The sequence below is a fragment of the Bradyrhizobium sp. UFLA03-84 genome (assembly GCF_002289535.1).
Taxonomy (GTDB): domain Bacteria; phylum Pseudomonadota; class Alphaproteobacteria; order Rhizobiales; family Xanthobacteraceae; genus Bradyrhizobium; species Bradyrhizobium viridifuturi.
In genome coordinates this window covers 92,104-110,953 of record NZ_NSJY01000012.1, presented here as the reverse complement: position 1 = coordinate 110,953, position 18,850 = coordinate 92,104, and the positions used below count along the sequence as shown (strand labels likewise).

Sequence of the window (18,850 nt, the reverse complement as noted above, 5' to 3'; positions counted from 1 at the left end):
CCGCAACTTGATTGGAGAGATTGCTAGAGACCGAGGTCACGCTTCCGACCAAAGCCCCATTCGATGCCCCCACCGTCCTTCACGACGCCGGTGACGTGTTGGCCAAGCTTCTTTTCGAGTTCACGCGACCAGGGCACCAGCTGAAAGCCCAACCCATTATCGATCATGGCGAAGCGTCCCGAGGCTAGCGTCAGCCGCTGGCGATACGTGCCCGCCACATGCTCCCCGGAGTCAGCCTTTACTTGTGGTAGGCGGATGTCGGCCGAGACTTTTGCGCCAGCCTCGTCCAGTTCGCGCCGGCGCAACGTGTTCAGGAGGTCGCGCTGCAAGATAATGCGTTGACCCTGCCGCCGCGCTAGGCCCTCCTGGATCAGATGCTCGGTACGGGCTTCCATGGCGTCGCGGGTCTCCCGCCCAAATCCTCCCATGGCGAGCGGCATGGGGTCGCGCTCGACCAGCCGGTAGTCGAGCCAGGTTGCCCCCTTCGCGGTGACCTGCTCACCAAGATCGAGATCTGAACGGGTCGCGAGCACCAGGGTGGGACGCGGGTCGTCGGCTTGACCGAAGCGTCGGACTTCGACGATTCCGCCGATCGGGGGGGCGTGGTCGAAAGCTTCGAGCCCTCGGAAGCGCACGTGATGCGCGCGTCCGTCTATTCCATCGATCAGGGCATAGGCCTCGCCGGTCAGTTCGTCATGCAGTCCACGGTCGACCAGGCGTCCGACAAGCTGGGACGTCGGCTGTTCGCCTTCGATGACGTAGTCGGCAACGCCGCGCGCTTCCCCGCGGTTGGTAAAGACGCGGTGCATGGTCTTGATGATATCACCACGCATGCCGAGGTCGCGAAGATTGCGCTCGGCCTGGAGCCCGACCATCCACTCCCCCGGCGAGGCGGGTGCAGCAAGACCCATCTTCTCCAGGTGTTGAAGGCGGCCGACCATCAGGCGCCGGATCTCGGGATCGGACTTGCCGGAATTCTCCGGGCGAAGATCGATAGTGCCGGTCTCATCGGCCGCCAGCCGGATCTCCCGATCGAGCCGCGTCCATCGTTCCGCTGTGACTTCCCTCTCTAGCGAATTGCGGATCTCGTGCTCCGGTTTTGGACCCAATTCGCAGGCGACCAGTTCCTCGGCGCGGGAGCGCAGGCCTTGGCTGATGTAGTCGCGGGAGATCACGAGATCCGCCCCCTCCACATCTACTCCCCGAACGAGAAGGTGGACGTGAGGGTTGTCGGTGTTCCAATGATCGATAGCAACCCAATCGAGCCGCGTGCCGACATCGGTCTCCATCTGCCTGACGAGATCGCGAACAAAGGCCTTCAGGTCGGTCATGTCACCGGCATCCTCTGGCGAGACGATGAAGCGGAAATGATGCCGGTCGTCCGTGCACCGTTCTGCGAAAGCCAGGCCATCAGCACGGTCGCTGCCAGCATCAAACATCTCGGCCCGCTCACCACTCCGGGTCACGCCGTCGCGCTTCAGATACGAGAGGTGGGCGGTCAGTGGTGCTGAACGGAAGGCTCGCCCTTTGTGCCGGACCACGCGCGCTTTCACCACAACGCGCCGCGTCGAGCTGAACAATCTGGCGCGGCTAAGGGCGAGGCGACCACGGCCAAACGTCGAGCGTCCATGGGCCGCCGAACGCCTGCCGGCTACCGTCTGACCCGAGGTGTGTCCCGCTTTCTTCGCCGCCCGCAGCACCTGGTTGATGAAGCTCTTGGGCTTTGGCGCGCGTGTACTGCGAATGCGCCCAGGCCGAATTCGCAGGTCGCTGTCGCCTGCGGTCATGACCGGGCCTCGAAGAACGCAGCGACACCTACAGTGCCGAAAACATGTTTGAATGTTCTGGGGAAAGTCTTAGGCGCGGCACGCGCCCCGACCGACCGGCACGCCGGAACCCAAGCCATGTCAATGGCTTGTGGTTCGACCGGCGAGCCCCTTTTATCTCGCCTTCCTAATCGGGCGTTCAAAGTCAACTCATTCCTACGCTTTTCTTCGACTCTTCGCACTTCAGCCATGACAGACTCTCTCCATCGACAACGCACAAACGTCACCACGCCGCGCTTGTGGTTGCAGTCACCAGGCGGGGTCCATGCGTTCCTTCGCGTTCAGCACTTCGGCCGTCGCATGCTCTTCATCAGGTTCATAAGCAGTCCGGCTCCCGTCCCGAAGGGCGCGAGCAGGCAAGAGATAGCGGACATTCCCCGTTTCGCGGCCCCGCCAGGGGACGCTCACCGCGCGGATCTCTAGTTTCGTTCCTCCTCCACATGCCGGGCGCAAACCCAGCGCTAATCCGTCGTAGTCTGCACCGCGGCTACCGTGCAGGCTTCAACCGCAGCCGTTGCGTGATCTTGGCGCCGAACCGGACGTGGAAGTCGGTCTCACTGACCCACATCCGAGGCAGAATGCTCGCAAGCTTGCGCGCGACCGCGGTGATAGCGCACAGCATGCTCGACCGTTTGGCGATCCACAGGCCCCACGCCGGCAGTGCCGACCGTTTCCTGACCCGCAGCAGCAGGCTTGCGGCCGCCTCGCAAAGCGACTCGCGCACTGCGACGTCGCCCTGTTTGCTGATGCGCACTTCATGATCGATCGACATGCCGGACTGGTGCTGTCTCGGCGCCAAGCCAAAATGTGCGCCTACCGATCGCGATCGGGCAAAGCGCCGGGAATCATCGAAGCCGACATTAAACGACAGGGTCGCAACGGGGCCGACGCCCAGAACCGTCATCAGGCGCCGGCAACCTGCATCATGCTGGACCACCTGCAGCAGCACACGATGCAGCCGATCATAACGCTCAAGGATGGCGCGGAGCACATCCGACATGGCTCTAATGGTCATTACGAAGATCGGATCGCTGCGCTCGATCAGCTCGCGGACGCGGGCCTCCAAGGCGCCACGGGCGACCGCTCCAACGAGCAAACCATAGGCCCGCAGCGCACGAATGTTGTTTTCGAAGTCGATCAGTTTGCGCTTGAGCAGCCTAACCTTGACCTCGCGAACGGCGAGACCCTCGCCATCGACGATGCAAAGACTGGTCTCCACAAGACCGATGCCCGACCCAACGAAAAGCCGCATCGGAGCTCTCCTATGTGGCAACGACCAGCTAAGTCGTTGCACCGGGCTGTCGGATTCGCCCACACGGCGGCTATTCCTGTGCACCGGTTTCTCGAAGCCCGATTTGAAGGGCCGCTCTGCCATCAAGTTCCGTAGGCAATCGCAATAGTCATTTATTGCGATGACGTTGCCTGAAGGTTCACAATTGCGATGCGGTGAATCTAAAGAGGTGACGACGCGGTCTTCCCGCGATGAGTTGAATGCCAAGCTGGTCGCCGAAGCCATTGCGGTGCTTCGCGAGTTGGTCTCACGCGCGCGAGACGCCGCAGACGAGTCGTACGATGACGGCCATTCGGTTAATACCTGGAAGAGCGAGGACTTCCGCGCCGCGATCGAGTGCGCCGAAGCAGTGATCGCGAAAGCGGCATCTGCCATGGCAGGGCCCCGCACAGAGTAGGAGCTCGCCGAGTCGACGCATTGCCGGCCGAGGCCGCTAGTCTCGTCAAGACGTGACGTCCTGTGTAGCCCCCGGACGCACATGTCCTGCCTGCCCACTGCTCTCGCTCCTCCGCCGATTGATTGCTGAAGCAAGCCATTACTGGTCATCGTAATGCCCTCGAGTCCGATCGAGCTACAAAAACGCCAGTACGCCTGGGGGCCATCTGCGAAACATCGGGCGACGAGATTGCAATCGTTGCGCAGCGCGAGAGCGCGAACGATGTCGGCCTACCGCGGATTTCCATCCGCTCAGCTCGTTCAACGAACAGCGTCGCGGCTGCTGATGACCTCCAGCTCGCGGTACACGTCGGCGGCAGTTGAATGCCAAGCAAATTTGCTAGCTTTGCCACGTATGCTCGCGTCTCGTCTGGCAAAGGTGCTCCCGCGAGATGTTCTTCGTAGCGAGTTGGTCCCGCGTTGTACGCAGCAAAAGCGCCGCGCGAACCGTAGCGGTCGAGCAGTTCACGGAGATACGCCGTGCCGGCCAGAATGTTGTCACGCGGATCGTACGGATCGCTTCCTAGGTCATAGCGTTGGCGTAGTTCCGCCCAAGTCGCCGGCATGATCTGCATCAGTCCCATTGCGCCCTTGGGCGACCTAGCATGCATGTCTCCAGCTGTTTCGATGCTCAATACCGAGCATATCCACCGCGCCGGGATCGCAAAGCGTCGTGAGGCTTCTTCGATGAAGGCCGGAAGCGTGTGGTTGGTTCGACAGATCGCTGGGAGCGCGGCGGACCCGTTTTTGGCCAGAGCGGTAGTGTCCGATGCGGTCAGAGCAAGCAGCAGCGACGCGACCACCCAAACAGGCACACCTGACCGAGCCAAGTCTGCTATCGTGCTCGCGCCCGTGCGGCGTAAAGCAGCTTCGCGCTGATCATTTGGACCACCGCTGCGCCCGCCAGGCTTGCGAACGTCGGCTGGGACGGAGGAATGGTCCCGCAACCGATCCAACCGAGGAATGGCGGGATAAACACGTAGAACACGCACGGTCACTCCTCCCAGGTCCAGACCGGGAGCGCACAGCCAATCACCGCCGACGCCGGAAGAAAGCCAAAATATCGGCCGTCCATGGAGTCGTCCGACTGCCAATTCATGAGAAAGAGCTCGCCTTCGCCGACGGCGCGGCAGCCCTGCCATTTGGGCAGCGGCCGGCCGCGTCCGTCGCGGTCCTTCGCCTCGCCCACCGCAACATCATCCACCGAAATCGTGAGCCCGCTTCTGCAGACCGTCTGCCCGGGGAGTGCCAAGACCCGCTTTAGCATGGGGACCCCGACCGGTAGATAGCCATTCAAATCGAGGAAGGTCGCGAGCGGCTCCGGCGGTTGAACGGCGACCAGCTCGGTGACATGGAAGCGCTTCGTCGGTCGTAGGCTGTAGAGACCGATTGGCACGCTTGCCGATGCATTCCAAATGTAGAGTGGAAGTGGCTCCAGGACGATCGTCGCGATGAGTGCGGCAGCGGCCGCAAGCGTCGTGGTCAGCGTCATCAGGCGGCTCGTCATCGCATCACTCTGCGACGATGGAGCCAGGCCTGGTGGCGCGTTCTCGTGTATGGACGCGGGTTTTCGTTGACGGACAGACGGTTATGAACGTGATGCCAATGATCGGGAGCGACGTCAGCCGGATCGATTCCAAGCGCCTCGACGGCATCGATCGTCTGCAACACGCGCTCGACCTTCGGCCAGCCAGAGAGCCGCAGCACGATCTCTCCGCCGGGCCTCACATACGGTACGGTCGAGCAGCGCTGTCCCGGTGCGACCGCGCGCAAGATGTCAATCCGCGAGATGATCGTGCCAAAGTCGTTGGATGTCCAACGGACGAAGGCAAAGATGCTGCCCGGTGCAAATGACAAGACACGGCGGTGACGATCAACCTTTCGTTCCTTGACAACATGACCGAACCGAATGCGGTTTTCGATACGCTTCTCGAGCCACAAAACTTCCACTTCCGTGAGATCGTTCATGCCGCCGCTCCCTGACGCTCGAATCGGGAACGGTATGCCTTGGGCTTAGCGAAACGCGTGTGCCTCTTCTGAAGGTGAGCAGGCCTGGCGGCCTGACGTTGCCAGTCAGTTCCCATGAAAGTTGAGGCTTGGTTCGCCAGAAAGAAGCCCAAGTATATATGGCTAGCAGCAGTACTGAGTTGTGCCCCCTTGCATGCCACGCTACGGCGACGATGCCGCGCAACGATTCGCGGCTGGAGTGCGCCGCGCATTCCAGCCGTCGGCGACGAAGTCGAAGGATGGACTTGCACGCAGGGTACGACGTGTCGCTGGATCCGAGACGATCTAGGAAATCGACCAACGTCCGGGCCGATTTCGGATTGGCGCCACGGCGCCATCAATCCGGACAAACCGGTCGCATCGGGAGCATCACCAAATGCGGCGACGAACTGACGCGGGCTATGCAGCACAAGGCGGCCATCACGATCCTGACGAGCATTCCCGACAATTTCAAGCCGGGTCTCGGGAGCCCGTAGCTCGCCGGGAACAAGGATCTGAAGTGCGCCGCGACACCGGCGGCGGTGCGCTGAGGATTTGCCAACGGACATGGCCTAGCGCCGCTCTTTGCCCGCATAGGGAATTGGCGCACGCCGTTTTGCGGGCAGTACGGTGCCGACACCAGGATCCGAGGTTGACTTCTTCTTGCCGAGTTTGGCCCATGCTGTCAGGTCAGCTACTGAATAGACCACGCGTCCGCCAATCTTGTGATACTCGGGACCGGTTCCGTAGGTTCGGTGTTTCTCCAAGGTGCGGCCGGACAAGCTCAAGAAGCGCGCGGCTTCGGACGTGCGTAAGTAACGCGGCGGCTTATCCGTGTTCGGATCGGACATTTGAAAAGCTCCGTGCTCCTTTGGAGCGCGTACGAGGTTCGCCGCGCGTCGACTGCCACGATCGCGGAGTAGAGGTGCTTAGGGGGATGCCGAAGATGATGCGGTGATTTTCGATACCCCCATCGAAGGCACTCGCCGCAGAAGCCTTTCAATGGCCGCCGATCTGTCAGAGCGAGGCTCCGCCCCCTCGGATCGTTCGATTGCGAGGAACCATGTCTTCTGAGCGCGGTCGGAATGCGTTTTTTGCCGAGCAGCGCTCCGGCGATGATTCGATGGACGCCATCCCTCAGCAATGCGCGGCGGGCGCTCGGACATCCGCGACCCGTTGCGGAGGGCGAGCTGCCGCTATGGGAGCGTCTACCGTCTGACCGTTATTCGGCGAAGTGGACCTCGACGTGCGCTTCCAAAATCGATGGATATCCGAAAGCTCACGTTCCGTAGCACCTTTGATGCGATGAACTTGGAGCGAAATACTCACGGTCCAGAGCTTGAGGAGCGCTCCGGCGGTGCCTGAGATGATCGAGCAATATCTTCCGCGGGTCCGTGGCACGGTCATGCTCAAGCAAGAGCGAGGCTCGACGTGCGGCCACGCTCGGCTGGTATCTCTTGCTCAAAATTGAAATGATCCGCTCGGATCGAGGCTGTGCCCTGGCATGGCTTGCCAATCGATCGAATCCTGACGGAAGCAGATGGCTCAGTCGGACTGACAGAAATTGCAGCCAGTCCGCCGTGTGAAAGCCGGAGCGAGGGGCCGCCGAAGTCGGAAACTCATGGCCGGCAGCCGCGAGCGGGGTAAAATAGTACCTTATGTTATTCTGCTTCCCGGTTTGCCAGCTAGGCAAATTGTAATTGTAATCTTCCTGCTACATATTGACCAAATATGAAGCGCAAAGACGTCAAATATGCCTACGCCACACAATCCTCCCGCTGCGGTACGACGCGCGCTACGCAAGCTTGGGGCGGACATCCATGATGCCCGTCGACGCCGACGGCTGCCGATGGCGGTCGTGGCCGAGCGCGCCTTCACGTCCCGATCGACCCTGCAAAGGGTCGAAGCCGGTGACGCCAGCGTCAGCATCGGCATCTACGCCGGCGTGCTGCAGGCGCTCGGCCTGCTCGAGGGGCTGGGTCAGGTCGCCGACATCAGCAACGACAGCGTCGGCCAGGCCCTTGCCAGCGCGCAGCTTCCCAAGCACGTCCACCTCAAGCGGCGAACCGGACCATCCCACGATGGCTGACTTCGAGGTGCACATCGATCTGGACGGTCGCACGCGCCCGATAGGGTTGGCGAGGAGCAATCGCGTCAGAGGCGCGGAGACCATCCTCTTCGAGTACGACGCTGCATGGCTTGAGAATCCGGATCGCTTCTCGCTCGAGCCCGCACTTGCACTGACACGCGGCGCATTCGCTCCTCCCGCCCGATTAGCCATCTTTGGCTCCATTGGCGACTCGGCGCCGGACACCTGGGGCCGCCGCCTCATGCAGCGCGCCGAGCGCCGCCTCGCCGAACACGAGGGCCGTGCCGTTCGCACCCTTGCGGAAAGCGACTATCTGCTGGGCGTCGCCGACGAGAGCCGGCTAGGCGCGCTCCGTTTCCGCTGGATCGACGACGACGTTTTCCAGGCACCGGCCCGGGCCGGCGTTCCTGCCCTGATCGAACTCGGCCGGTTGCTCCAAATCACCGAGCGGATTCTCCGGGATGAAGAAACAGATGAGGATCTCCAACTCATCTTTGCCCCCGGCTCTTCCCTCGGCGGCGGGCGCCCGAAGGCCTCAGTCATTGACCAACATGGTCGCCTCTCCATCGCAAAATTCCCGAAGGAGACTGACGACTATAGCATGGAGACCTGGGAAGAGATCGCACTGCGGCTGGCTGGCCAGGCAGGTATCGCCACTCCGCAACACGAACTGATCGACGTCGCCGGCAAGCCGGTCATGCTGTCGCGGCGCTTCGATCGCGACGGTGCGATCCGCATCCCGTTCCTGTCGGCGATGGCGATGATGGGCGCCAAGGACGGTGAGCGCGGCAGCTATCCGGAGATCGTCGATGCCCTTGCTCAACACGGCGCACAAGGGAAAACGGATGCCCATGCCCTTTATCGGCGTGTCGTCTTCAACGTGCTGATCTCCAATGTCGACGATCACCTCCGCAACCACGGTTTCCTGTGGCTGGGAAAGGCAGGATGGTCTCTCTCGCCGGCATACGACCTCAATCCCGTTCCAACTGATCTCAAGGCCCGGGTGTTATCGACGAACATCGATCTCGACGAGGGCACCTGCTCGCTCGATCTGCTGGAGGCCGCATCGGAGTTTTTCGCGCTCACGCTGCCGCAGGCCCGCGCGATTATCAAAGACGTCGCCGTCGTGACGGCAACCTGGCGCGAAACCGCCAAAACGGTCGGCGCCCGCACGGCCGAAATCAACCGCATGGCTAGCGCCTTCGAGCACGAGGATCTAAAACGGGCGCTGGCGCAATGACGAGAACGTTCCTTCACAGCTTCGAGCCAGCGACAGCGAGCCCCATCACCGGCGGCAGACAAAGCTCGAGCCAGCCGACACCAAGCGCTCGTCGCGACCTGCAAGGGCGATGCGGCGACCGCCTCGTTAGAGGCGAGCCATGTCAGGGACCCGGAAGCCGGCCACGCCATCCCTCGCCTCGGCGCCCTTCGCAGCCTGTCTCGTGTCCACGTGCTGGCGCCAGGTGAGCGCCTCTCGACAAATGCAGTCGCCGCTGCTCGTATACTCCACCTCGGGATGCGGATGTTCACCACTATCGGCATAACGCAGCGACCGCGTCATTCAAGCGGCGGGCGTCGACCATTGCTTGTCTTGATGGAGCAGAGCGAAAATGTGATCCTCCGCGACCGGTCGACCGATGAGATATCCCTGCACTTCATCACAATTGGTTTGACGCAAATAGTCGAGTTGCTCGGTTGTTTCGACGCCTTCGGCGACCACGCCGATCCGCAGGTCCCGCGTCAGTGCGATGATCGATTTTACGATCGCCGCATTATCCGGTCGCCTCAGCATGTCCCGTATGAAAGACTGATCGATCTTGATGCGAGTGTAAGGCAGTTTCAGCAAATAAGTCAGCGACGAATATCCCGTTCCGAAATCGTCAAGTGCCACCGTCACTCCCAATTGCAGGAGTGACGTCAGGATCGATGACGCCGGCGCGTACTTCGAGATCAGCATCGACTCGGTTATTTCGATTTCGAGACGATGAGGAGCAACTCTGGCTTGGGAGAGGGCCTGCACGATTGTCTGCAGGATGCCGGTGTTATGAAATTGAGCCGCCGAAAAATTCACGGCGACCCTGAGGTCCGACGGCCAGTTCGATAGCGTCGCGCAGGCGCGTCGGAGCACCCACTCACCGATTCCGTGGATCAGTCCGGTTTCTTCGGCGATTGGGATGAACTCGGTCGGGGAAATTATTCCACGGACAGGATGCCGCCAGCGAAGCAACGCCTCAAAGCCGGTGATTCGGTTCGCGTGAATATCAAAGAACGGTTGGTAGAGGAGGAACAGTTCGTCTCTGTCGATCGCGAACTCCAGATCCCGCTGCAGCGCCCTGCGCTCGTGCGCTGATTTGTCGTCGTTGATCTCAAAGAAGCAGATCGTTCCCGGCCCCGCCTGCTTGGCACGATAGAGCGCAATGTCGGCATTCCTCAGGAGCACATGAGGTACGTCGCCGTCGCGCGGGGCCACTGCGATTCCGATGCTGGTCGCGCCCGCGATCTCGCATCTTTCGATCGCGAATGGTTCGGCGAAGGCGCCGACAAACCGCTCGGCGATTTCCAAGGCGTCCTCCACCTTGGTCAGATTGGTCATAACAAGCGCAAATTCATCACCGCCGATGCGCGCAACGGTATCGGTCTGCCGTACGCATCGCTGTAGTCTCACCGCCGCCTGCACGAGAAATTCATCGCCAGCGAGGTGGCCGAATTTGTCGTTCACGTCCTTGAAGCGATCGAGGCCGAGAAGAAGAACCGCAAATTCCTCGCCCGTGCGGGCGAGCCTATTGAGGGCACCTTCTAAGCTCTCATTGAAGGCAAAACGGTTCGGAAGTTGGGTCAGGGTATCCCGTCGGCCCCTCCTTTCGGCCTCCAGTTGAGCAATAGCGCGTCTGGTAAATTCGAAGGAATGGGCGAAAACGCCGCGCAGGAGCACGAAGCCATAGGCCACGACCAGGATAGCGACGAGCAGATAGGCGAAATCGTCGTTCTTGCCGAGGCAAATTGCCGTACCCACAAAGATCGGAGCCGTGAACGCAACTGCCGCCGCCGGAATCGTGGCGAAGGCGAATGCGCCACCTGCAAGCATTCCAGAGCAGAGACATGTAATGACGAGCTGCCCGCCATTGGATGCGTTCGCGAAGAAAGCCACCGGCACAATTGCCCAGGCGGTCCCGAGAACCAGCGCATTCCGTACCAGCCGGTGCATGGCCTGGCGCGACACGAACTGAGGCTTCGTCATCAGTCGTGATGAACGCGCTTTAAGGCCTATCGATAGCGCGCCGCAGACGACAGTCGCCGCCCAGATCAGGGCAAAGTTTCTGTCGGGCGAATGCCAAAGGGCAATTGCGAGCACGGTCGCATTGCAGGCGTTGGCCAGCATGATGCCCAGCGAATAGCCAAGCACGAGGGAGATCTGCTCGGCACGAACGTATCCTGCAACCGCTTCATCAGTGACCGGCCCGCCAAATGCCGCCAAATCTCCGGCTAGGAGCTTCGAAAGCCAGGAGTTCAGATATGCTCGCCTTGGCGCCCTTTTTGACCCTCATTCCGGGACCCTGCAGGACTGGTTGTAACGTTGGCGCCAGCTCTGGAAGGTCGCGGCAAATCTTTGACAAAAGATAAACTCTTGATTGTACCAACGCCTCGCGACACCTCCCGACGCACCGGATTCATTGCTGAAGCTTGGACCGGTTAAAATTGAAGACGAACTCCGTTCGTTTCGTACAGAACCATCGTTTTATCGGATCGCAAATCAGAGCTTACTCGCATGCGGAAAGCATCAGTACCGCCGAATAGAACGGCTGGGTGCGAGATCGATCGGGCCTGACGAAGGGATGGCGGCCGCGCGCATTCCGCGGTTGGGGCGCGTGCTCCGACGACTTTCTCTTTGCGTGCCTCGCGGATCGCTGTCCTGCTGCACGGCACGCCAGCCACTAAAAGGGGCGATCTTTCGGCAAAGGTGCCAACGATTTTCAGCGTGTCAAAATCGCACTGCAGCTCTCTTACCCTGGAGCGCAACCAGCAGGCGAACCGCAATCTGCGCTGATTGCCGCGCCGGTGTTTGGCGGGCCTCACGACTGGCATGCCAATCCTCCGCGGCTGGCGGCTTCCAGGAGTCTGCAGGCGACATGAGTTCGAGCACCATTCTCGTGACGCGACACATCTTCGCACACTTCGTCCAGAACCGCTCGCAACAGGGCAGCCAATTCGGAATCGACCAGACGAAATACCTCAATCCCTCGACAATGATCATGTTTCGGCGTGTATCGAGCGCAATCCCGTCTCGCGGCGATGGGTTTTGTTGAGCTGGATCAAGCGAACATGGTTCTTGACCCTGCCCAGCATCCCGAAAAGTGGACTAAGAATGGTGACGGTGAATGGCAGCGCGCGGATAAACCTGCACTGTATCTCTCTAAAGCTCGGGGCACCAAGGACAGCGATGCCGAGAGTGTAACAAGCATCTCGACCGATTCGTGCGACAATAACGTTGATGTAGACAAACTCACTGAAGCGCTCGACGAGCTCCTCGCTGAACAATAGGCGGTTTGTCCAATGCTCCCGGCAGCAGCCATTCTGCTTCCAGAGGTGGCGGCCATAGACCCATTGCTGAAGGTAATTGGCTTCTTTGCGAACTTTGACGAGCGCCGACCCAAATTGTGGGCGCGGCTGTAGAGAAGCCAACGTGTATCAGACTTCGTAGGGACTCCTCCTTCGGAATCGACTTCTTTGCCGAACGCATAGTCCGGCAAGTTACGAACGTTTCAGCTCGCAGTCTGAGTTGCCGCCGCCGGGCCAGCCAGTCGTTCTTGATTACGAAACGTTCTCGGTCGGACGCTTAGCCGGCCAACCTCCAGCACCGGTTGTAGGCCGATAACTTCGCATCGGTCGGTCGAGGCACAGCCGTCCTTCGGGCAGATCCATCGATCGAAGAGGTCGTTTCGTGCGCTCGATCCAGACAGAGCTGACATCAAGGACAACGCGGCGACGCCGAGTCCCGCTGAGAAGCCGGCCCAACGAAGATGCTTGCGCTGCTCTGAGTGACGCAACAAAGACGAGGACGGCGAGAGCTCCAGCTGCGTGATCCAGTCAACCTCACTCGACGTGACGTTATCAGCCCATCGCCGAAGCCTTGTCCCGCGGGTCCGGGCGCGGTCACTCGCAGAGCTCCGCATCGACAAATCCGGCCAGAGCGTGGCCACTCAAACAATGGCAGCGGCCGGGCGATCACCTGGCCGAAAACACGCAATTGCCTGCGGCCTGTGCCACGTGCGCATTCTGTCGGACAAGCGCGCTTCATGTCTGAAACCCGCCTCCGACTGTCTTCGAAAGCCACATTGCGTAAAAACGACGCGGGAGCGCCCCTTGAATAGTGCTGGCCCAAATCCTGCACCGGCTATCTGCGCCAGGAAGCTTAACGATGGCAACAAGATGGGATTCGCGTTTGGGCCTTGATCCGTCAATCGACAATGCGGTTGCCGCGCCCGAGGTCGTTTGTCTGCACCACGCTGGGAGAACGCAAGACGTTCCTGCTTGCCACGACCTCGCGCGGCATCGGTCATGCGACCGGACAATTGCGCTCAGAAGAGGGCCGGCACATGTTCACTTTCACGCGGCACGCCTTCGGTGGTGGGCGATCTCGGTGGGATTCGGAGACAGACAACCATGTCCGTGTAGATCCAAGCATTCGTCGGACGGTGCGGTGGGCCACCGTCAAGGTCGCGAAAGGGCTTGCCGGCGCACCGCTACGCTTAGTGAGCCGCGACGCCGGCATTTCGTCATCGACACCGGGCCGTACCCGGCAGATGCCGTTTAATGGCTTCATTCGAAAGCTGGATGAGGCTGCTCCATGTCAATCTGCCTGGCCTAACCCTCCTCCCGCGAGACCCCTTTCCCGCGATCAATGCGGCCTCGGTAATGATCGTCGACATGGCTCGATCAGCAACCTGGCCGCGGAACCCCCAGCACCGCCATTGCCTTCCGCGTCAAGGCTGACGGTTGCCTGCTCGCCCTGAAGCAAGGCGTCAATACATGATTGATGAACTGGATCTGCGAACCTTCACGCGACATCCGCAACGCGACGCTGTGCTCGGCGAAGTGCATGCGCGCCCTTTCACGCGCCTGGTTTCGCCCTTCAGCGTGATCCACTTCGCTTTTCTTGCACAGGGCGAAGCGGCCACGAGCGATCGCTGCCGCTTTATCGATTTTTGCCTCGAGCGCAATCTTACGCCGCCTGAGCAATCGGCGAAACTTCATCAGATTGTCATTGGTCCAGCTACGCTACGCTGGGAGCAGCATTCGGAATTCACAACATTCACCTGGATCTGGACTAACGCAAATCGTTCTGCCGCAGACCAATTTGACAAAGTTGATGGTACCGTCCGATCGCTGATCCGCGCGTTGCGTCAGACTGGACAGTTGCTGGTCGCGATCAGGCTAGAAGTGGAGCAGGACGCCTCGCCGACCAGGCGGGCCGAACAGATTTTTGACAAGAACAGCCTGGCCATGGTTGCCACAAAGAGCGGTGCAGGCGTAGCGGCCTCAGACTTCCGCGCAGACGAAAAAGGCTTTACGAAAATCCTCGTCTGCGACCTCGGGTTGACGTCGCACGATCTCGGAGCGTTGGTGCAACGGCTCCTGGAAATCGAGACCTACCGTCCGTTGGCGCTTCTTGGCTTGTCGACGGCCCTTGAGCTTGCACCATCCGTCGATCGCATCGACCGGCGTCTTGTTGAGGCACTCGAGAAAATGCAAAGCGGTGAAGGGCTGCAGTTCAACAACCATCTGCTTGCCGAGCTGACGGCGCTGGCCGCATCTTTCGAAAGAGGCGCGACCGGCAGCCTGTTTCGCTTCGGCGCCAGCAGGGCCTATAACGAGCTGGTCCAATCGCGACTGTCCATCATTGAGGGCAACGATGTCTCGGGCTATCCAACCTGGTCGTCGTTTCTGGCGCGCCGCATGGCGCCGGCGATGCGAACCTGCGCGACCGTGGAGGATCGTCAGGCGACTCTCTCGGTCAAGCTCGCGCGTACCGCCGATCTGTTGCGAACTCGGGTCGACGTCGAAATCGAACGACAGAATCGTGACCTGTTGCAGGCCATCAACGAGCGCGCGAGACAGCAACTTCGGCTGCAGTGCACGGTCGAGGGATTGTCGGTCGCGGCGATAGGATATTATGTGGTCAGCCTGTTTAGCTATCTTGCCAAGGGCGCGCATGATGTCGGACTGCGAGTAGAGCCCTCGTTCCTGACCGCAACCTTCGTGCCGATCGCGGTCGGCGTCATCTGGCTGGTGAGTTACAATGTCCGAAAGCGACACTTCAAGCACGACGACGCGCCCTCGGTTACTTACGACTAGATCTCCTCGAGGGAATCGGTGCGTCCGTCCGGGGAAGCTCGCATGGTCGTGGTGCGACGCTGCCGCAAGATCGCGGCCATCTCCCGCGCAGGGTAATGCCCCGCCCGGACCAGCCGGGCGAGGCATCGTGGATCGAGTCAGTCGCCGTTGCGACGGCTGGGGCGGGACCAGATCAGGCTGAAGCCCTCGCCTTCCTCGTCGGCGAAGAGATTGGCGAAGATCGGAGCGGTGAAGCTCGGATCGTCGAGCTTGAGGCTCAGATAGTCGCGACCCTCGTTGGAGCGCTTGGACCAGCCGGCCCCGATCTCGGCCCGGCCCACGTAGATGCGGTGGCTCGGAGCGTTGTCGTTGGAGCGGCTGGTCTCGGCGACGATACGGACGCCCTTGGCTTGCAGGCTCAGGGTGACAATCTCGCCCTGGAAATCGTTGCCCACCTTCTTGAAAGTACCGATGTTAGCCATGTCACTTCTCCTGTTGTGTTTCGAGCCCGCGACCACCGCGGCCTCGATGGCGATCTAAAGGCCGAGGACGATCGGCGACGCACCCCTTGCGGGCCGGAGCGCAGCGGAGGACGCCGTTGTGGCGACTTTCTTGGCTCGCGAGGAATGGGCGAAGCCCAGGGGAAGAAAGTCGCATCAACGGCGTTGCGGCTCAGACGATCGAGGCGGAGCCGGTCTTCGGCCAGATCAAGCCATCTAAGAGGCCACGTGCGTCCGCGGGCTGGATCGCAAGCTCGGGAGAAGACTTGGCAAATCTCGGTTGGGCTGCACAAGAGGTTGGAACGAATCGGCGAACAAAGAGAAACAACCTGCCGCAAAGGGCGATGTCGTGATGAGAGAACAATCGAGAACGACTCACCGTGCCAAGCGAAGGGATGGGTCCGGCCGAGATCCGCGCAGCCTGGTCGAAGCGCTGCGAAGGGGCTCGCGATAGCTCTCACTCCAGCCACTTGCCACCGTTCAATTACCGATCCTGCGCAACCTGTTCGATGAGGAAGGTGACGATGGATCATCATTCGCGCGTTGCGGCCACGAGAAAGGTTGAGACTGTTGCCCCACCAGTTCAGCCGGCTCCAACAGGCGGGTCTTCGCAAGCAAGAACAGTCACCTGCGTCCATGTCGCGCCGCCAACGCAAAGCGCGTCAGCAGCCCGATCCCCGCAAGCGTGAGCACCAGGTGCGACGGAAAAGGCCAGGCCGCCACTGACCGCACTAAGGCGGCGCGGCATAACGAGCCAATGCGTGGTGTGGTCAGAACAAGACCAGGCGCGAGCATGGTGGCGGCTTCATTCGGATGGATTAGGAAGGCGTCTTCCACCACCGTCGCAAGCCGCGACTTTGGAGCCAAAGCTGGACGCGCCGGAGTGACAGGCGTCCAGCTCCGCTCGATAGTTTGGAAAAGACGGCGCTCACGCGCCACCGAATTTCCAGACGGGGATGCCGAAACGCCTCGCCTTGTCGGCGAGGTTGTCCTGGATTCCCGTACCCGGAAAATGCATGACGCCGATCGGCAAGAGCTCGAGCATGGCATCATTGCGCTTGAAGGGGGCTGCCTTGGCGTGCTTCGTCCAGTCGGGCTTGAATGCGATCTGGGTCACCTTGCGGCTCGTCGCCCATTTGGAAGCGATCAGTTCGGCCCCCTTGGGTGAGCCGCCATGGAGCAGGACCATGTCGGGATGTTTGGCGTGAACCTTGTCGAGGCGATCCCAGATGAGGCGGTGGTCGTTGAAGTCGAGCCCGCCGGTGAGTGCGATCTTCGGTCCTGCCGGCAACATGACCTCGGTTTGGGAGCGGCGCTTGGCGGCGATGAAGTCGCGGGAGTCGATCATCGCTGCCGTGAGCGTGCGGTGGCTCACCAGCGAGCCCGACCGAGGACGCCAGGACGAGCCGGTGTGAACCTCAAACTGCTCCATCGCCTGGTCGCGGAAGAGTTCCAGGCAATTTCGGCGCTCGATCAGGGTGATGCCCTCCGCCGTCAGGCGCTCGAGCTCGACCGATCGCACCTCTGACCCATTCTGCTCCCGCTGGCTTTTGTGCTGCGCTTGTTCATTGTCGTCGAGCTGTCGTTCGATACGATCGACGGCCCGGTGGAACAGGTTGACTGTTGACCAGAGGAGTTCGCTGAGATCGGGTTCAAGCCGCGTATTGCTCATCGTGGCGACCAGCACGTCGAACATATCGACGATGGTACCGGCGATCATCCGGCCCTCGGGAAGAGGTCTTGGATCTGGCTGGTCGTCGAAGGGGCGATAGCCGAAGAGCTGCAATTCGGTGAGGACGTGTTCGCTCGGAGACGGGGCATGCGTCGGTTCGATGTCGTCGTGGTCGGTCATCGCAAGAGATCCTTTTGGCGGAGCGGCCGCGCCCATCGCGGCCTTCGTGGCGATCACTCAGACGGCGGGCGGAACGGGCCAGAACCCGGAGCGGCTTGTCCGCCTAGGCCCGCAGGGCGTGGGCGGAAGCGAAGGGCCGAAGCGGCAGCGGAGGATGGCGAAGACCGGCTATTTTGCTTCGCGATGCAAAGCGCGCTCGCCAAATCGCGATCGTGTCTTCTCATTGCCTGCGCGCGGCGGAAAATGGCCGGACGCAGCCATTGCCGGCCCGGGCCGCTTGCCGTCCGATCGCCCGCTAGAAGGGCCGAAGGTCGCGTCCTCTCCGCCAATTGGGTTCGGCTATGACCGATCTTTCGCCATCGGTCGAATTACCGCGACTGCCCGGCCTCGATCGTGGACGAGCGCAGGAAGCGGGCGGCATCGTCAGGAACAAGTTGAAGCCGCAATGCTGCCCGGAGAACCTCAAGGCCGAAGACATGCAGATCTTCATTGAAGTCGCCGAGCCAAGGCGATAGCGAGATCGCTTCAACGCCGGCGTCCTCCGCGCGCCGGGTAAGGATGGCTTGTACGGCGTCTCCGGCGGCATCGGCGTCACGGGCGATATAGAGCCGACGCAAGCCAGCCGGCAGCAACATGGCTGAGAGATGATTGGCCGAAAGCGCAGCAGCCATCGGCAAGGTCGGCAGGACGCAGCGCAGCGACAGCATGGTCTCGATGCCCTCGCCGGCAGCGAGCACATCATCCACCAGGCCGAAACGAACAGCGTTACCGAGCAAGTCGCCCATGGCGCGCCGTGGGGTGTCGATGGGAGCCTTGCCGAGCCGGATGCGATCAAAGCCGTCCGGATCGAGCCAGGTGCGATGCACGCCGCATATCCGCCCATCAAGATTCGTGACGCTGGCTATCATCGCTGGCCATGTTTCCATCGGCAAATGCTCGTCGGGTCGATAGTAGCAACGTGGATGGAAGCGCAAGCTGCCGCTATGGTGGATACTGACTATTCCGCGACGCCGCAAATAAGCTTCGACCACCGTACCGTCGATGGAGCTGGACATTGCAAACAGGCGACGGGCGGCTTGCGGCGAACCGGCTCGCGCCGCTGGAGCGTCGGCTTTCGGGGCGGCTTGCTGCTCGCAACGAGGTAGCGTTAGAAAGCGTCGCGCCTCCTCGGCAACCTTGCGAAAATCGCGTAAAGCCATACTTTCGCGGATGATATCGAGCAGGTCCCCATGTTCTCCGGTGGCGGCATCGGTCCACTTTCCGGCGGGCCCCTTTGTCGATTCCTGGAGCCGTACGAACAACGAGCGTCCTGGCGTATTGCGAACGTCGCCAACCACCCAGTACCGCCCCACCCGCTTGCCATTGGACAGATAGTGTCGGCATACGCCCTCGGCCTCGCGTGCGAGGCGGCGTACCAATTCTGAGACATCAAAGACCATCACGCGTCCTCCCGCTCAACGAAAGGGATCAAGTTGAGTTTGCTTAAGAGGATGTCGCGCGACGGCGACAGCTTGATCTTCCAAACGGCGCTTGCCATGT

The 18,850-nt window shown here is 61.1% G+C and carries 16 protein-coding genes; 5 read left to right on the top strand and 11 right to left on the bottom strand.

All coding sequences use genetic code 11. The annotated features are described in order from the left end of the window. Positions 1 to 23 precede the first annotated feature (23 nt). Both CK489_RS13950 and CK489_RS13945 read right to left on the bottom strand, forming a co-directional pair. On the bottom strand, positions 24 to 1,787 hold the full coding sequence (locus CK489_RS13950; RefSeq protein WP_095732674.1) for a relaxase/mobilization nuclease domain-containing protein: 1,764 nt from the start codon (positions 1,785 to 1,787) through the stop codon (positions 24 to 26). Between the two features lie 526 nt (positions 1,788 to 2,313). Next, complete coding sequence (locus CK489_RS13945; RefSeq protein WP_050401234.1) at positions 2,314 to 3,078, bottom strand: IS110 family transposase; 765 nt, start codon at positions 3,076 to 3,078, stop codon at positions 2,314 to 2,316. Positions 3,079 to 3,238: 160 nt separating this feature from the next. Between CK489_RS13945 and CK489_RS40805 the strand changes: the two genes are divergently transcribed. Next, a complete protein-coding gene (locus CK489_RS40805) occupies positions 3,239 to 3,514 on the top strand; it encodes a hypothetical protein (RefSeq protein WP_143278154.1) in 276 nt (91 codons plus the stop codon). 145 nt (positions 3,515 to 3,659) lie between these two features. Here the strand turns inward: CK489_RS40805 and CK489_RS13940 are convergent, their stop codons facing one another. From CK489_RS13940 to CK489_RS13930, 3 genes are all read right to left on the bottom strand, one after another. Further along, positions 3,660 to 4,355, bottom strand: coding sequence for a lytic transglycosylase domain-containing protein (locus CK489_RS13940; RefSeq protein WP_244486410.1), 696 nt, complete (start codon positions 4,353 to 4,355; stop codon positions 3,660 to 3,662). Between the two features lie 191 nt (positions 4,356 to 4,546). Continuing rightward, entirely contained in the window at positions 4,547 to 5,059 is a 513-nt protein-coding gene (locus CK489_RS13935; RefSeq protein ID WP_083992260.1) for a S26 family signal peptidase, read from the bottom strand. Further along, positions 5,056 to 5,520, bottom strand: a complete 465-nt coding sequence (locus tag CK489_RS13930; RefSeq protein ID WP_050401232.1) for a DUF2840 domain-containing protein — start codon at positions 5,518 to 5,520, stop codon at positions 5,056 to 5,058. Before CK489_RS13930 ends, CK489_RS13935 begins: the two co-directional genes overlap by 4 nt. Positions 5,521 to 5,678: 158 nt before the next feature. Between CK489_RS13930 and CK489_RS42915 the strand changes: the two genes are divergently transcribed. Continuing rightward, a complete protein-coding gene (locus CK489_RS42915) occupies positions 5,679 to 6,035 on the top strand; it encodes a transposase (protein WP_094194326.1) in 357 nt (118 codons plus the stop codon). Between the two features lie 75 nt (positions 6,036 to 6,110). On the opposite strand, the gene CK489_RS13920 is transcribed toward CK489_RS42915, so the two are convergent. Further along, on the bottom strand, positions 6,111 to 6,389 hold the full coding sequence (locus CK489_RS13920; protein WP_083992262.1) for a helix-turn-helix transcriptional regulator: 279 nt from the start codon (positions 6,387 to 6,389) through the stop codon (positions 6,111 to 6,113). 902 nt (positions 6,390 to 7,291) lie between these two features. Here CK489_RS13920 and CK489_RS13915 point away from each other — a divergent pair. Both CK489_RS13915 and CK489_RS13910 read left to right on the top strand, forming a co-directional pair. Then, positions 7,292 to 7,627, top strand: a complete 336-nt coding sequence (locus CK489_RS13915; protein ID WP_050401231.1) for a helix-turn-helix domain-containing protein — start codon at positions 7,292 to 7,294, stop codon at positions 7,625 to 7,627. Further along, a complete protein-coding gene (locus tag CK489_RS13910) occupies positions 7,620 to 8,867 on the top strand; it encodes a type II toxin-antitoxin system HipA family toxin (RefSeq protein ID WP_095732672.1) in 1,248 nt (415 codons plus the stop codon). Before CK489_RS13915 ends, CK489_RS13910 begins: the two co-directional genes overlap by 8 nt. Positions 8,868 to 9,188: 321 nt before the next feature. Here the strand turns inward: CK489_RS13910 and CK489_RS13900 are convergent, their stop codons facing one another. Both CK489_RS13900 and CK489_RS42620 read right to left on the bottom strand, forming a co-directional pair. Next, positions 9,189 to 11,102: a putative bifunctional diguanylate cyclase/phosphodiesterase gene (locus CK489_RS13900; protein ID WP_245350369.1), complete on the bottom strand. Its 1,914-nt coding sequence runs from the start codon at positions 11,100 to 11,102 to the stop codon at positions 9,189 to 9,191. Between the two features lie 773 nt (positions 11,103 to 11,875). Continuing rightward, on the bottom strand, positions 11,876 to 12,307 hold the full coding sequence (locus CK489_RS42620; protein WP_158226443.1) for a hypothetical protein: 432 nt from the start codon (positions 12,305 to 12,307) through the stop codon (positions 11,876 to 11,878). Positions 12,308 to 13,654: 1,347 nt separating this feature from the next. Here CK489_RS42620 and CK489_RS13890 point away from each other — a divergent pair. Then, positions 13,655 to 14,980 (top strand): DUF3422 family protein, encoded by a 1,326-nt coding sequence (locus CK489_RS13890; protein WP_095732669.1) that lies wholly within the window; start codon positions 13,655 to 13,657, stop codon positions 14,978 to 14,980. Between the two features lie 137 nt (positions 14,981 to 15,117). Here CK489_RS13890 and CK489_RS13885 read toward each other — a convergent pair whose 3' ends face one another. The 3 genes from CK489_RS13885 to CK489_RS13870 all read right to left on the bottom strand — a co-directional run bounded on the left by CK489_RS13885 (position 15,118) and on the right by CK489_RS13870 (position 18,750). Continuing rightward, positions 15,118 to 15,441 (bottom strand): DUF736 domain-containing protein, encoded by a 324-nt coding sequence (locus CK489_RS13885; RefSeq protein ID WP_095732668.1) that lies wholly within the window; start codon positions 15,439 to 15,441, stop codon positions 15,118 to 15,120. A 946-nt stretch (positions 15,442 to 16,387) separates the two neighbouring features. Further along, positions 16,388 to 17,311, bottom strand: coding sequence for a DUF2493 domain-containing protein (locus tag CK489_RS13875; RefSeq protein WP_050631384.1), 924 nt, complete (start codon positions 17,309 to 17,311; stop codon positions 16,388 to 16,390). Between the two features lie 368 nt (positions 17,312 to 17,679). Next, a complete protein-coding gene (locus tag CK489_RS13870) occupies positions 17,680 to 18,750 on the bottom strand; it encodes a DUF7146 domain-containing protein (RefSeq protein ID WP_095732667.1) in 1,071 nt (356 codons plus the stop codon). Between the last annotated feature and the right edge of the window lie 100 nt (positions 18,751 to 18,850).

Coding starts and splice junctions, on each gene's coding strand:
- CK489_RS13950 (WP_095732674.1), bottom strand. CDS start 1,787: ATGACCGCAGGCGACAGCGACCTGCGAATTCGGCCTGGGCGCATTCGC.
- CK489_RS13945 (WP_050401234.1), bottom strand. CDS start 3,078: ATGCGGCTTTTCGTTGGGTCGGGCATCGGTCTTGTGGAGACCAGTCTT.
- CK489_RS40805 (WP_143278154.1), top strand. CDS start 3,239: ATGACGTTGCCTGAAGGTTCACAATTGCGATGCGGTGAATCTAAAGAG.
- CK489_RS13935 (WP_083992260.1), bottom strand. CDS start 5,059: ATGACGAGCCGCCTGATGACGCTGACCACGACGCTTGCGGCCGCTGCC.
- CK489_RS13930 (WP_050401232.1), bottom strand. CDS start 5,520: ATGAACGATCTCACGGAAGTGGAAGTTTTGTGGCTCGAGAAGCGTATC.
- CK489_RS42915 (WP_094194326.1), top strand. CDS start 5,679: ATGGCTAGCAGCAGTACTGAGTTGTGCCCCCTTGCATGCCACGCTACG.
- CK489_RS13920 (WP_083992262.1), bottom strand. CDS start 6,389: ATGTCCGATCCGAACACGGATAAGCCGCCGCGTTACTTACGCACGTCC.
- CK489_RS13915 (WP_050401231.1), top strand. CDS start 7,292: ATGCCTACGCCACACAATCCTCCCGCTGCGGTACGACGCGCGCTACGC.
- CK489_RS13910 (WP_095732672.1), top strand. CDS start 7,620: ATGGCTGACTTCGAGGTGCACATCGATCTGGACGGTCGCACGCGCCCG.
- CK489_RS13890 (WP_095732669.1), top strand. CDS start 13,655: ATGATTGATGAACTGGATCTGCGAACCTTCACGCGACATCCGCAACGC.
- CK489_RS13885 (WP_095732668.1), bottom strand. CDS start 15,441: ATGGCTAACATCGGTACTTTCAAGAAGGTGGGCAACGATTTCCAGGGC.
- CK489_RS13875 (WP_050631384.1), bottom strand. CDS start 17,311: ATGACCGACCACGACGACATCGAACCGACGCATGCCCCGTCTCCGAGC.
- CK489_RS13870 (WP_095732667.1), bottom strand. CDS start 18,750: ATGGTCTTTGATGTCTCAGAATTGGTACGCCGCCTCGCACGCGAGGCC.